This is a genomic window from Microbacterium maritypicum MF109 (assembly GCF_000455825.1).
Taxonomy (GTDB): Bacteria; Actinomycetota; Actinomycetes; order Actinomycetales; family Microbacteriaceae; genus Microbacterium; species Microbacterium maritypicum_A.
This window is the reverse complement of the sequence record NZ_ATAO01000181.1, coordinates 62,644-75,307: the sequence shown is the minus strand read 5'-3', so window position 1 is coordinate 75,307 and position 12,664 is coordinate 62,644. Positions and strand designations below refer to the sequence as shown.

Annotated in this window: 12 protein-coding genes; 10 read left to right on the top strand and 2 right to left on the bottom strand. The window is 67.8% G+C overall.

Translation table 11 applies throughout. The features are described 5' to 3' along the window. Window positions 1-5 precede the first annotated feature (5 nt). Window positions 6-455, bottom strand: coding sequence for a succinate dehydrogenase hydrophobic membrane anchor subunit (locus L687_RS31095; protein WP_021199711.1), 450 nt, complete (start codon window positions 453-455; stop codon window positions 6-8). Further along, window positions 455-889: a succinate dehydrogenase, cytochrome b556 subunit gene (gene sdhC / locus L687_RS31090; RefSeq protein ID WP_072591539.1), complete on the bottom strand. Its 435-nt coding sequence runs from the start codon at window positions 887-889 to the stop codon at window positions 455-457. Before sdhC ends, L687_RS31095 begins: the two co-directional genes overlap by 1 nt. Window positions 890-1,072: 183 nt before the next feature. Between sdhC and L687_RS31085 the strand changes: the two genes are divergently transcribed. The 10 genes from L687_RS31085 to L687_RS31040 all read left to right on the top strand — a co-directional run bounded on the left by L687_RS31085 (window position 1,073) and on the right by L687_RS31040 (window position 12,662). Further along, complete coding sequence (locus tag L687_RS31085) at window positions 1,073-2,188, top strand: mannose-1-phosphate guanylyltransferase (RefSeq protein ID WP_029265715.1); 1,116 nt, start codon at window positions 1,073-1,075, stop codon at window positions 2,186-2,188. Between the two features lie 160 nt (window positions 2,189-2,348). Beyond that, window positions 2,349-3,470 (top strand): BMP family lipoprotein, encoded by a 1,122-nt coding sequence (locus tag L687_RS31080; protein ID WP_021199708.1) that lies wholly within the window; start codon window positions 2,349-2,351, stop codon window positions 3,468-3,470. Window positions 3,471-3,604: 134 nt separating this feature from the next. Further along, window positions 3,605-5,119 (top strand): ABC transporter ATP-binding protein, encoded by a 1,515-nt coding sequence (locus tag L687_RS31075; RefSeq protein ID WP_021199707.1) that lies wholly within the window; start codon window positions 3,605-3,607, stop codon window positions 5,117-5,119. Continuing rightward, a complete protein-coding gene (locus tag L687_RS31070) occupies window positions 5,116-6,435 on the top strand; it encodes an ABC transporter permease (protein WP_029260564.1) in 1,320 nt (439 codons plus the stop codon). The genes L687_RS31075 and L687_RS31070 overlap by 4 nt, the downstream gene beginning before the upstream one ends. Continuing rightward, window positions 6,435-7,718 (top strand): ABC transporter permease, encoded by a 1,284-nt coding sequence (locus L687_RS31065; RefSeq protein ID WP_029260565.1) that lies wholly within the window; start codon window positions 6,435-6,437, stop codon window positions 7,716-7,718. The genes L687_RS31070 and L687_RS31065 overlap by 1 nt, the downstream gene beginning before the upstream one ends. Next, the gene (locus L687_RS31060; RefSeq protein WP_268741824.1) at window positions 7,661-8,143 is read left to right on the top strand and encodes a cytidine deaminase; all 483 of its coding nucleotides are present in this window, start codon (window positions 7,661-7,663) and stop codon (window positions 8,141-8,143) included. Before L687_RS31065 ends, L687_RS31060 begins: the two co-directional genes overlap by 58 nt. Then, the gene (locus tag L687_RS31055) at window positions 8,140-9,453 is read left to right on the top strand and encodes a thymidine phosphorylase (protein WP_021199704.1); all 1,314 of its coding nucleotides are present in this window, start codon (window positions 8,140-8,142) and stop codon (window positions 9,451-9,453) included. The genes L687_RS31060 and L687_RS31055 overlap by 4 nt, the downstream gene beginning before the upstream one ends. 50 nt (window positions 9,454-9,503) lie before the next feature. Further along, window positions 9,504-10,619 (top strand): adenosine deaminase, encoded by a 1,116-nt coding sequence (locus L687_RS31050; RefSeq protein ID WP_021199703.1) that lies wholly within the window; start codon window positions 9,504-9,506, stop codon window positions 10,617-10,619. A 2-nt stretch (window positions 10,620-10,621) separates the two neighbouring features. Next, window positions 10,622-11,731: a polysaccharide deacetylase family protein gene (locus tag L687_RS31045; protein WP_021199702.1), complete on the top strand. Its 1,110-nt coding sequence runs from the start codon at window positions 10,622-10,624 to the stop codon at window positions 11,729-11,731. Window positions 11,732-11,768: 37 nt separating this feature from the next. Next, window positions 11,769-12,662, top strand: coding sequence for a carbohydrate kinase family protein (locus tag L687_RS31040; RefSeq protein ID WP_021199701.1), 894 nt, complete (start codon window positions 11,769-11,771; stop codon window positions 12,660-12,662). The last annotated feature ends 2 nt before the right edge of the window (window positions 12,663-12,664 follow it).

Sequence of the window (12,664 nt, the reverse complement as noted above, 5' to 3'; positions counted from 1 at the left end):
TTCTTCTAGTTCCCGACGATCGCGGCGCATTCGGACCAGAGGACGCTGTCCTCGGTCACACCCAGGCACGGGTCGAACGTGAAGACCACGAGTGTGCCGAGGATGATGAGCAGGCCGGCGGCCAGCCCGAGCGCCCAGACCAGCGCCTTGCGCGCCGTGCTGTTCGTCACGTAGTCGTTCACGATGGTGCGCATGCCGTTGGCGCCGTGGATGAGTGCGAGCCACAGCATCAGCACATCCCACCACTGCCAGAACGGCGTGGCGAACTTGCCCGCGATGAACGCGAAGTCGAGGGCGTGGATGCCTTCGCCGACCATGAGGTTGACGAACAGGTGACCGAAGATCAGCACGACGAGCACGACGCCCGAGACGCGCATGAAGATCCAGCCCCACTTCTCGAGGTTGACGCCGCGGCGGCGACGAGTCGGGGCGGCGGCGATGGTCTGTGCAGACATCAGTGTCCCCCTCCGAATCCGGCGAACGCGAGCATCAGGTGGCGGGGCACGAAGCCGGCCATGATGATGCCCCACACCAGCAGGACGCCCCAGAACAGCTGGCGCTGGTACTTGGCGCCCTTCGACCAGAAGTCGACGGCGATGATGCGCAGGCCGTTCATCGCGTGGAACACGATGCCGGCGACGAGCACGACCTCACCGAGGGCCATGATCGGGTTCTTGTATGTCCCGATGACGGCGTTGTACGCCTCCGGTGACACCCTGATCAGCGCCGTGTCGAGCACGTGCACCAACAGGAAGAAGAAGATGGCGACTCCGGTGATGCGGTGAAGCACCCACGACCACATGCCTTCGCGACCCCGGTAGAGGGTGCCGCGGGGGGTCTTGGACGTGGTTTCCGAAATCGACGGTGTCAAGCGGGCGCTTGTGGACACGGTCGTCCTCCCTGGATCGATGTGACTCGGTCGCGTGCGCTGCGCTTGTCCAAGTGTGAGCCTGTCGAAGTGTCAGGCACGCCCGATCGCTGTCCATCCTATTCCTGTCAGATCACTGGGAGCGACGAAGGGGAGCCTAAGTGTCTCGATGTCGAGATGATCGCTGCGGCTACCCTGGGCAGGGTGAGCACACCCATCGAGGACTTTTACGCAGTGATCCCCGCCGGCGGCATCGGCAGCAGGCTGTGGCCGCTCTCTCGTGCGGATGCACCGAAGTTCCTGCATGACCTGACGGGATCCGGACACTCCTTGCTGCGCGACACCTGGGATCGGCTCGTGCCGCTCGCCGGTGCGGATCGGATCGCCGTGGTCACCGGCCGGGCTCACCGGGCGGCCGTCGAGGCGGAGTTGCCGGGGATCCCCGACCTGAACGTGTTCCTCGAGTCGGAGCCGCGCGAGTCGGCGGCCGCGATCGGGCTCGCCGCGGCCATCCTGCACCGTCGCAATCCCGACGTGATCATCGGCTCCTTCAGCGCGGACCACGTGATCCGCGGCACCCGGGTGTTCGAGTTCGCCGTGCGCGATGCGGTCGAGGTGGCGCGTGAGGGCTACATCTGCACGATCGGCATCACGCCGACCGAGCCGGCGATCGGCTTCGGCTACATCAAGATGGGACCCGAGCTCGTCGTCGACGGTGCGCGTGAGGCCGCGCTGGTGGCGAGCTTCGTGGAGAAGCCCGACCTCGAGACCGCCAAGGCGTACATCGCCGACCGCGGCTACCTCTGGAACGCGGGCATGTTCATCGCCAAGGCCGGTGTGCTGCTGGAAGAGCTGGCCGTGAACGAGCCTGAGCTGCACGCGGGACTGCTCGAACTCGCCGAGGCCTGGGACGATCGCGACCGTCGTGGCCCCGCGGTCGATCGGATCTGGCCGCGACTGAAGAAGATCGCCATCGACTACGCCGTCGCCGAGCCCGCCGCCCGACGGGGACGCCTCGCCGTGGTCCCCGGTCACTTCGACTGGGACGACGTGGGGGACTTCGCGTCGCTGACGAAGCTCATCACCAACGGTCGCAAGAACGACCTCGCCGTGCTCGGCCCGAACGCGCGGGTGCTCACGGATGGTGCGAGTGGGATCCTCGTCAGCCAGACGTCCCGCGTCATCAGCCTGGTGGGGGTGCAGGACATCGTCGTGGTCGACACCCCCGACGCGCTGCTGGTCACGACGGTGCAGAATGCGCAGCGGGTGAAGAGCGTCGTCGAGTCGCTCAAGCTCACCGGTCGCGGGGACGTGCTCTGACGTCTGCTCCGATGAGCAGGCGGAGACGCTCATCGGCTGTCTTGATTTCAGCTTGGTAACCATTGGCCAGCACGTGCGGCACGGGCGTGCACAAAAGCCGAAACAGTAGGTAACTTTGATCGATCCGCGATGGCCGCGGTTTCGTTGAGGGAGGCATCAGTTGACCATCTCCACCACCAAGAAGCTGCTCGGCGTCACCGTCGCCGCTGGCGTCGTCTTCGCACTCGCCGGTTGCGGCCAGGCTCCGACAGACAAGCCCGCCGGCTCCGGCGAGCCGGTTGCCTCCGACTTCCTTCCCTGCCTCGTCTCCGACGCCGGCGGATGGAACGACAAGTCGTTCAACCAGTCCGCCAAGGAGGGCATGGACAGCGCCGCCAAGGAGCTGGACATCAAGCCGCTCGAGTTCGAGTCGGCCAATGACAACGACTACGCGCCGAACCTCGAGACCGCGGTCTCGGAGGGCTGCTCGCTCATCGTCTCGGTCGGCTTCAAGCTGTCCGCCGCGACGGTCGAGTCGGCTCTCGCGAACCCCGACATCGACTACGCGATCATCGACGACTGGGCCGACAACGACTTCGACGGCAACGTCGATGCTCCCAACATCAAGCCCCTGGTCTTCGACACGGCTCAGGCCGCATACCTCGGTGGTTACGCCGCCGCGTCCTGGTCCGCGCAGAGCGGCGTGAACAAGGTCGGCACCTTCGGTGGAATGCAGATTCCGTCGGTCGCCGTGTTCATGGACGGCTACCAGCTCGGTGTCGAGAAGTACAACGAGGACAAGTCCGCTGCGGTCGAGGTCTTCGGCTGGGACGAGGCCACGCAGAAGGGCTCGTTCACGGGCGGCTTCGACGCGAACGACACCGCCAAGCAGACCGCACAGGGTGTGCTCGACCAGGGCGTCGACGTCATCCTCCCGGTCGGCGGCCCCGTCTACCAGAGCGCGGCTGCGGCGATCGCCGACAGCGGCAAGGACACCCTGATGCTCGGTGTCGACAGCGACCTCGCCGTCGCCGACCCGAGTGTCGCCGGCATCACGCTCGTCTCGATCATGAAGGCGATCGACGTCGCCGTGAAGGACGCGACCATGGCCGCGGCCCAGGGCGAGTTCGACCCGGCCCCGTACGTGGGCACGCTCGAGAACGAGGGCGTCAAGCTCTCCGGCTTCGGTGACTTCGAGTCGAAGCTCCCGGAAGGTCTGACCGACGAGCTCAAGACTCTGCAGGAGCAGATCATCTCGGGCGACATCAAGGTGGAGTCCCCGAACTCCCCGACCTCCAAGTAAATCCGTCGCAGTTCCCGCACGGGGCGAGTGGTGAGCAGGATGCCACTCGCCCCGTGTCGTGGACGCACGATGATCCCCCTGGAAGACTCGTCTGGATGGCTCTTCTGGATGACTCTTCTGGATAAGGTGCAGATATGAAGCTCGAACTTCGCGGCATCACCAAGCGATTCGGCACCCTCGTTGCCAACGACCACATCGATCTGGTGGTCGAACCGGGTGAGATCCACGCGCTGCTCGGTGAGAACGGCGCAGGCAAGTCCACCCTCATGAATGTCCTCTACGGCCTGTATCAGGCCGACGAGGGCGAGATCCTCCTCGACGACGAGGTGCAGCGCTTCCGCGGTCCCGGTGACGCGATGGCTGCGGGGATCGGCATGGTCCACCAGCACTTCATGCTCGTCCCGGTGTTCACCGTGGCCGAGAACGTCATGCTCGGACATGAGCAGACCAAGGCCCTCGGCACGCTCGACATCGCGAAGGCGCGAGAGCACGTGCGATCGGTCGCGGCCCGCTTCGGCTTCGACATCGACCCCGACGCGCTGGTCGGAGATCTTCCCGTCGGCGTGCAGCAGCGCGTCGAGATCATCAAGGCGCTGTCGCGTGACGCGAAGGTGCTCGTGTTCGACGAGCCCACCGCGGTGCTCACTCCGCAGGAGACGGATGAGCTGATGGGCATCATGCGTCAACTGCGTGACGAGGGCACGGCGATCGTGTTCATCACGCACAAGCTCCGTGAGGTCCGCGAGGTCGCGGACAAGATCACGATCGTGCGCCTCGGCAAGGTCGTGGGTGAGGCTTCGCCCACTGCGACGAACTCCGAGCTGGCATCGCTCATGGTCGGCCGCGCGGTCGAACTCACCGTGCACAAGGAGCCGCCGCGCCTGGGTGAAGGCGGCTTCGAGGTCACGGGTCTGCGCGTTCTGACGCCCACCGGCGCCATCGTCGTCGACGGGGTCGATTTCGCCGTCCGGCCGGGGGAGGTGCTCGCGATCGCGGGCGTCCAGGGCAACGGTCAGACCGAGCTGGTGGAGGCCATCGTCGGTCTCGCCGCCCGTGTCGAAGGCAGCATCCGACTCGACGGCAACGAACTCGTAGGCAAGAGCGTGCGGGCGATCCTCGACGCCGGCGTCGGCTTCGTGCCGGAAGACCGGACGGAAGACGGCCTGGTGGCCGGGTTCTCCGTCGCGGAGAACCTGATCCTCGACCGTTCGGACGACCCGGCGTTCAGCCGCGCCGGCACGCTGCGGCGTGGAGCGCTCGACGAGTTCGCCCGTGCGCGCATCAAGGAGTACGACATCCGCACGCAGGGTCCCGAGACCCCCGCCGGCACGCTGTCCGGCGGAAACCAGCAGAAGGTCGTCATCGCCAGGGAGATGAGCCGCGATCTGCGCCTTCTCGTCGCGGCGCAGCCCACCCGCGGCGTGGACGTCGGCTCGATCGAGTTCATCCACAAGCGGATCATCGAGACGCGTGACGCGGGTGTGCCCGTGATCGTGGTCTCCACGGAGCTCGACGAGGTCGCAGCTCTCGCCGATCGGATCGCGGTCATGTACCGCGGCACGATCGTCGGCATCGTCCCCGGCGACACGCCTCGGGAGACGCTCGGACTCATGATGGCCGGAGCGGCCGAAGGGGAGGTGGCCGCGTGAGCGGAGCGACGCCCGGCGCAGGAGATGTGACCAAGGGGATCCCGCCGCAGGAGCTCGCAACGAGCACCGGCACGGTCCCGCGCGACCCTTCCGACGTGCCGCCGCCCCCGCGCGGCAACGTCATCCTCAAGGAGATCCTCCGCGGCAGTGCCGTGACCACGATCCTCGCGATCGTGCTGGCGCTCATCGTCGGCGGCATCCTCATCGCGCTGACGAACGAAGACGTCCAGGCGGCATCCGTCTACTTCTTCGCGCAGCCCGGTGACACGTTCGTCGCCGCCTGGAACGCCGTCTACAACGGATACGAGGCGCTGTTCCGCGGGGCGATCTTCAACGCCCGTGGCGCGGACTTCGCGGCGCAGATCCGACCCCTCACCAACACGCTCGGCTTCGCGGCACCGCTCATCGCGGCCGGCCTCGGCGTCGCGCTGGCGTTCCGCGTCGGGCTGTTCAACATCGGCGCTCGCGGTCAGATGCTGATCGGCGTCGCCGTCGCCGCGCTGCTGACGTTCTCGCTCGACCTGCCGATCTGGCTGCACATCCCGGTCACGCTCATCGCCGGTATCGCGGGCGGTGCGCTCTGGGGTGCGATCGCGGGACTCATCAAGGCCCGCACCGGTGCGCATGAGGTGATCCTCACGATCATGCTCAACTACATCGCGTACTACCTGCTGCTCTGGATGATCCGCACCCCGGGTCTGCTGCAGAAGCCGGGCACCAACCAGGCCCTCGGATCGGCGACGCCGGAGAGCGCACAGTTCCCGACGCTGCTCGGACCGCAGTTCCCCCTTCTCGACCTCGGCTTCGTGATCGTGATCGTGGCGACACTGTTCGTCTGGTGGCTCATCGAGCGCTCGTCGCTCGGCATGCGGATGCGCGCCGTGGGCGAGAACCCGCACGCCGCGCGGGCCGCGGGCATCAGCGTGCAGCGCATCTACGTGTACGCCATGCTCTTCGCGGGCGGCCTCGCGGGCCTCGCGGGCATGAATCAGATCCAGGGAGCGGTGACCACGGGTGTCACCGAGACGATCGACGCCGGCATCGGCTTCGACGCCATCACCGTCGCCCTCCTCGGGCGCAGTCGTGCCTGGGGCACGTTCGCCGCCGGCATCCTGTTCGGCGCGCTCAAGGCGGGGTCGTTCTCGATGCAGGCGCAGGACATCCCGGTCGACATCGTGCTCGTCGTGCAGTCGCTCGTCGTGCTGTTCATCGCCGCGCCGCCGCTGCTGCGCACGGTGTTCTTCCTCCCCAAGACCGATATCGAGAAGGCGGCACGGCTCAGAGCCAAGGCCGCGAAGAAGGCGGTGGCGGCATGATGTCCCTCGTGCAGACCCAGGCCGCCGACGGCACGGTGCAGCTCGCGACCGTGAAGGAGCGGCACCTCAAGGCGCCGATCGTGCTGGCCGGAGCGACCGTGCTCCTGGCCCTGCTGTTCCTGCTCGTGCCGCGCGACGGCATCAGCACGTTCCGCCTTTCCGACCAGTCCTCGGCGCTCGCGCTGCCGGATGTGGCGCTGCCGACGGCCTCGACCTTCTGGGTCGTGTTCGGCATCCTCGTGGTGCTCACGGTGGGGGCGTTCCTGCGGGCATGGACCTACCGTCCGCCGTCCCTGTGGCTCGTGATCGCCTTCAGCGTGCTGGCCGTCTTCGCGTTCCTCGTCTGGGCCTCCGCCGGCGGACTCGTGCCGGTCACGAGCCTGCTGTTCGGCGCGGTCTCGCTCTCGGTGCCCCTGGTGTTCGGTGCCCTGGGCGGTGTCATCGGCGAGCGTGCCGGCGTCGTGAACGTCGCGATCGAGGGGCAGCTGCTTCTCGGTGCCTTCTCGGCAGCGCTCCTGTCGAGCATCACCGGGAACCCGTTCGTCGGCCTGGTCGGGGCGATGATCGGCGGCGTCCTGGTGGCTAGTGTCCTCGCCGCGTTCGCGATCAAGTATCTGGTCGAGCAGGTCATCGTCGGTGTCGTCCTCAACGTGCTCGTCACCGGTCTCACCGGCTTCCTCTACGGCGCACTCCTCGCTCCGAACGAGGCGACCCTGAACACGCCCGTGCGATTCCCGCGCGTCGAGATCCCGGTCCTCAGCGACATCCCGATCATCGGGCCGGTGCTGTTCAACCAGACCTTCATCGGGTACCTGATGTTCATCACGGTCGCCGTGGTGGCCTGGGGCCTCTACCGCACCCGGTGGGGTCTGCGGCTGCGTGCCGTCGGGGAGCACCCGCAGGCGGCCGACACCGTGGGCATCAAGGTGAACCCGACCCGGTTCTGGAACGTGCTGCTCGCCGGCGCGATCGCCGGCATGGGAGGCGCGTACTTCACCCTCGTCTCGGTGCCGCAGTTCGGCAAGGACATGACGGCCGGGCTCGGCTTCATCGCCCTCGCCGCTGTGATCTTCGGCCGATGGGATCCCATCCGTGCGACCCTCGCGGCGCTGCTGTTCGGTTTCGCGACCAACCTGCAGAACCTGCTGTCGATCCTGAAGACGCCCATCCCGGGCGAGTTCATGCTGATGCTGCCGTATGTCGTGACGCTGCTCGCGGTCGCCGGATTCGCCGGGCAGATCAAGGCCCCTGCCGCAGACGGCAAGCCCTACATCAAGTCGTAGCCCTGCCGGAAGAGAGAAACATCGCAATGACCGACATCGACTGGGATGAACTGCGCCAGGTCGCCACGGATGCCATGACGAAGGCGTACGCGCCGTACTCGCGCTACCGCGTGGGTGCGGCCGCCCTCGTCGGCGACGGCCGCATCGTGGCCGGCTGCAACGTGGAGAACGCGTCGTACGGTGTGACGCTGTGCGCGGAGTGCGCCCTGGTCGGTGACCTGCACATGTCCGGCGGCGGCCAGCTCGTCGCGTTCGTGTGCGTCAACAACGAGGGGCAGACGATCATGCCGTGCGGACGCTGTCGCCAGCTGCTGTTCGAGCATGCGATGCCCGGGATGCTCCTGGAGACCGTCTCCGGCATCCGCACGATCGACGAGGTGCTGCCCGATGCGTTCGGGCCGCGCGACCTGGAGGAAGCACGATGACCGCTGGACAGGCTCAGGGAGCCATCGAACCGTTCGACGCGATCGATGTGATCCGCGCCAAGCGCGACGGGGGCGCCGTGCCCGAGGCGGAGCTGCGGTGGATGGTCGATGCCTACACCCGCGGCTATGTCTCGGACGCGCAGATGGCGTCGTTCGCGATGGCGATCTTCCAGCGCGGCATGGAGCGCGACGAGATCCGCGTGCTGACCGACGCGATGATCGCGTCGGGGGAGCGGATGAGCTTCGCCTCCCTCGGCAAGCGCACGGTCGACAAGCACTCCACGGGTGGCGTCGGCGACAAGATCACGCTGCCGCTCGCCCCGCTGGTCGCCTCGTTCGGCGTGGCCGTGCCGCAGCTGAGCGGTCGCGGGCTCGGTCACACGGGCGGCACGCTCGACAAGCTCGAGTCGATCCCCGGATGGCGCGCTGCTCTGAGCAACGAGGAGATGTTCGCGCAGATGCAGGGAGACGTGGGCGCGGTCATCTGCGCCGCCGGCTCCGGCCTCGCCCCCGCGGACAAGAAGCTGTATGCGCTCCGCGACGTCACCGGCACCGTCGAGGCGATCCCGCTGATCGCGTCGAGCATCATGTCGAAGAAGATCGCCGAGGGCACGGACGCTCTCGTGCTCGATGTGAAGTTCGGCTCCGGTGCGTTCATGCAGGACATCGATCGCGCCCGCGAGCTCGCCCGCACCATGGTCGCTCTCGGCACCGACTCCGGGGTCGCGACGACCGCCCTGCTGACCGACATGAACGTCCCGCTCGGCCTTGCGATCGGCAACGCGAACGAGGTCCGTGAATCCGTCGAGATCCTCGCCGGTGGCGGACCCTCCGATGTGCGCGAGCTCACGATCGCCCTGGCACGCGAGATGCTCGCCCTCGCAGGACAGCCGGACGCCGACGTGGAGGCCGCTCTCGACGACGGCCGCGCCATGGACACCTGGAAGGCGATGATCCGCGCTCAGGACGGAGATCCGGATGCCGCGCTCCCGACGGCGCGCGAGACCCACCAGGTGCTCGCCCCCACCGACGGAATCATCACGCGCATGGATGCCCTCCCGTTCGGGGTCGCTGCCTGGCGTCTCGGCGCGGGGCGCGCCAGGGCGCAGGACCCGGTGGTCTTCGAGGCAGGCATCGATCTGCATGCGAAGCCGGGCGATCGCGTCGTCGCCGGCCAGCCGCTCTTCACCCTCTCAGCCGCCGACGATGCCCGGTTCGGCAGGGCTCTCGACGCCCTCGATGGTTCGTGGGAGATCGGGGATGAGGCGCCGGTGACCGGCCCCATCGTCCGTGAGCGCATCACGGCGTGACGGCGGACCGCTAGCCTGAACTGAGCACATCCGCGACCGAGAGGATCACCATGTCGATCGATGCGAACGGCGACGTCACACTTCAGGGGGTCTCCCTGCGGAGCCTTCCCAAGGTGTCGCTGCACGACCACCTCGACGGCGCGCTGCGGCCCGCCACGATCATCGAGCTCGCGGACGCGATCGGCCTGGAGATTCCGGAGTCCGACCCGAAGGCGCTGGGATCGTGGTTCGCGAAGCAGAGCGATTCCGGTTCGCTGGTCGAGTACCTCAAGACGTTCGACCTCACGACCGCCGTGATGCAGACGCAGGAGGGCCTCACCCGTGTCGCACGGGAGTTCGTCCAAGACCTCGCCGCCGACGGCGTGATCTACGGCGAGGTGCGCTGGGCGCCCGAGCAGCACCTGGCTCGCGGCCTCACGCTCGAACAGACGGTGGAGGCGGTGCAGCAGGGCATCGAAGAGGGTGAGGACGCCGCGGACCGCTCGGGACGCAGCATCCGCGTCGGGCAGCTGATCACGGCGATGCGGCACACCGATCGCGCCCTCGAGATCGCCGAACTCGCGGTCGACTTCCGCGGACGCGGTGCCGTGGGCTTCGACATCGCCGGTCCTGAGGATGGCTTCCCGCCGTCGAACCACCGCAAGGCGTTCGACTACCTCGCCGAGAACTTCTTCCCCGTCACCGTGCACGCGGGAGAGGCGGCGGGTCCCGCCTCCATCCGCTCGGCTCTGCTGGACGGACGCGCGCTGCGGCTCGGCCACGGTGTGCGCATCGCCGAAGACCTCGAGGTCATCACCCAGGAGGGCGACGAGGTGCAGGTGCAGTTCGGCGACCTCGCGCGCTGGGTCCGCGACCGCGAGATCCCGCTCGAGCTCTCGCCTTCGTCGAACCTGCAGACCGGGGCCATCGCCGCGTGGGGCAACACCATGGTGGACCACCCCTTCGACCTGCTCTACCAGCTCGGGTTCGCGGTGACCGTGAACGTCGACAACCGCACCATGAGCGCCACGTCTCTCACGCGTGAGCTCGCCCTGCTCGTCGAGGCGTTCGAGTACGATCTCGACGACCTCGAGACCTTCCAGTTCAACGCCGCCGCCGCGGCGTTCCTCCCCGTCGAGGAGCGCGAGGAGCTCGTGGAGATGATCGCCGAAGGCTTCGACGCCTGACCATGGCTTCCGGGGGGAAGAAGCGCCGCACGCGCGCCGCGATCATCGTCACCGCCGTCGTGGCCGCCGTCGTCGTCGGAGGTGGCGCTGCCGCCTTCGTCTGGCTGAACCGTGCGCAGGAGAACACGATTCCGAAGGCGCAGTCCGCCACGATCGAGCATCCGCTGACGCCGGCGGAGCAGATCGTGGCGGATGCGAACGATCCGCGCGCCTGTGCGGTGACCTTCTCGGGCGACGGGGCTCCTGCCGACCCGATGCTGCAGTTCCAGGACGCCCTGTACCAGGGCCTTCCGATCCCGCAGCTGGAGGGTCGGGTGTTCGCCGGCTGGTACGCGACGGCAGCGGACGCCGGAGCGTTGACGGTCGCGGCCCGCGTGAACGGCGCCGATCCCGTGGTGTGCACGGACCAGCAGGTCGAGCTCTTCGCCGCCTGGAAGACGCCGGAGGAGAACGCCGCGGAGAACGTGCGAGTGCCCATCCTCATGTATCACCAGTTCACGGCGAACCCCGAGGGGGAGAAGGGCTGGCTGCGCGGCAACTACGCCTACATCGGCGACTTCGATGCGCAGATGAACCACATCGCGACGACGGGCTTCTACCTGCCCACCTGGGACGAGCTCAGCGCCTTCATCGACGGGCGCCTCTCGCTTCCTGCGAAGAGCGTGATCATCACCGATGACGATGCCGACCAGTCGTGGTTCGATCTCGCGGTGCCGGTCGTGGACAGGTACAAGCTGCTCAGCACGTCGTTCATGATCACGGCCGCTCGGCAGGACCCGGCGCCGTCCGTCTATGTGCAGCGCCGCTCGCACACGCATGACATGCACCAGGCAGGCGACAACGGCAAGGGCCGGATGGTCAACTGGACGGCCGATCAGATCGCGGCAGACCTGACGACGTCGGCTCAGATCCTCGGCGTGGGTCAGGTCGTGGCGTATCCGTACGGGCACTACAACGACACCACCAAGCAGGGCGTCGCCCAGGCCGGCTACGAGATGGGACGTACCATCGAGCCCGGATATGTGAAGATCGGCACCGACAAGCTCGCCCTTCCCGTCGTGCGCATCGACTACGGCATGGGGCTGGACGCGCTGGTCTCGCGCATCGGCTGAACGAGACGGCCGAGACGAGGCACGACAGGATGGTCCCATGCCCTCCTCCTCAGAGTCCGCAGCGGAATCCGCCTCCGTCGTCATCGTCGGGCCGGCATCGTGGAACACGATCATCGTGCTGGATCGGCTTCCCGAGCCGGTGCCGCACATGCAGTTCGCCGAGGACACCTGGGAGACGGTCGGAGGGACCAGCGCGGGCAAGGCGCTCAGCCTGACCGCGCTGGGCCGGACCACACGGCTGCATGCCATCTCTGGGACGGATATGGAGGGCGGACGCGTGCGCGACGCATTGCGCGCCGCCGGCGTGCAGACCTCCTGGGACGACGGGGTCACCGAACGACATCTGAACCTGATGACGCGTGAAGGCGGTCGCGTCTCGCTGTACCTGTCGACCCCGAGCACGGCCGAGGGCACGCGCGACGACCGGATGCGCGACCGGATGGTCGCTGCCGATGCGGTCGTGCTCGACCTCGCCGCGGAGCCCCTGCGCCTGCTGCCTCTCGCCCGATCGACCGGCACACCGATCTGGGTGGATGTGCACGACTACGACGGCAGGGCGCACTACCACCGGCCGTTCCTCGACGCCGCTGATGCGGTGTTCTGCAACGCCGACCGGCTGGACGACCCGGTCGTGTTCCTGCAGTCCCGCATCGCGGCGGGAGCGCGCCTGGCCGTGTGCACCCTGGGAGCGGAGGGGGCCGTGGCGGTCGACGAGCACGGCGTGGTGCATCGGGTTCCTGCGGTGCCCGTCGAGGTCGTCGACACGAACGGCGCGGGTGATGCGTTCCTCGCGGGCGTGCTCGACGCGCGGCTCGACGGGGCGGGCGTCACCACTGCGCTCGAGGCGGGGGCGCGTTCGGCGGCGGCGGTCCTGCGCACCCGGCACCTCCATCCGCTGCTCGACCCGGTCCTCGGGGCCGTGGGGAGGTGACG

What these genes read in the sequence shown, in the direction of transcription:
- L687_RS31040 (WP_021199701.1), top strand. Translation starts at nt 11,769, where the DNA reads ATGCCCTCCTCCTCAGAGTCCGCAGCGGAATCCGCCTCCGTCGTCATC.
- L687_RS31065 (WP_029260565.1), top strand. Translation starts at nt 6,435, where the DNA reads ATGTCCCTCGTGCAGACCCAGGCCGCCGACGGCACGGTGCAGCTCGCG.
- L687_RS31045 (WP_021199702.1), top strand. Translation starts at nt 10,622, where the DNA reads ATGGCTTCCGGGGGGAAGAAGCGCCGCACGCGCGCCGCGATCATCGTC.
- L687_RS31075 (WP_021199707.1), top strand. Translation starts at nt 3,605, where the DNA reads ATGAAGCTCGAACTTCGCGGCATCACCAAGCGATTCGGCACCCTCGTT.
- L687_RS31055 (WP_021199704.1), top strand. Translation starts at nt 8,140, where the DNA reads ATGACCGCTGGACAGGCTCAGGGAGCCATCGAACCGTTCGACGCGATC.
- L687_RS31095 (WP_021199711.1), bottom strand. Translation starts at nt 455, where the DNA reads ATGTCTGCACAGACCATCGCCGCCGCCCCGACTCGTCGCCGCCGCGGC.
- L687_RS31050 (WP_021199703.1), top strand. Translation starts at nt 9,504, where the DNA reads ATGTCGATCGATGCGAACGGCGACGTCACACTTCAGGGGGTCTCCCTG.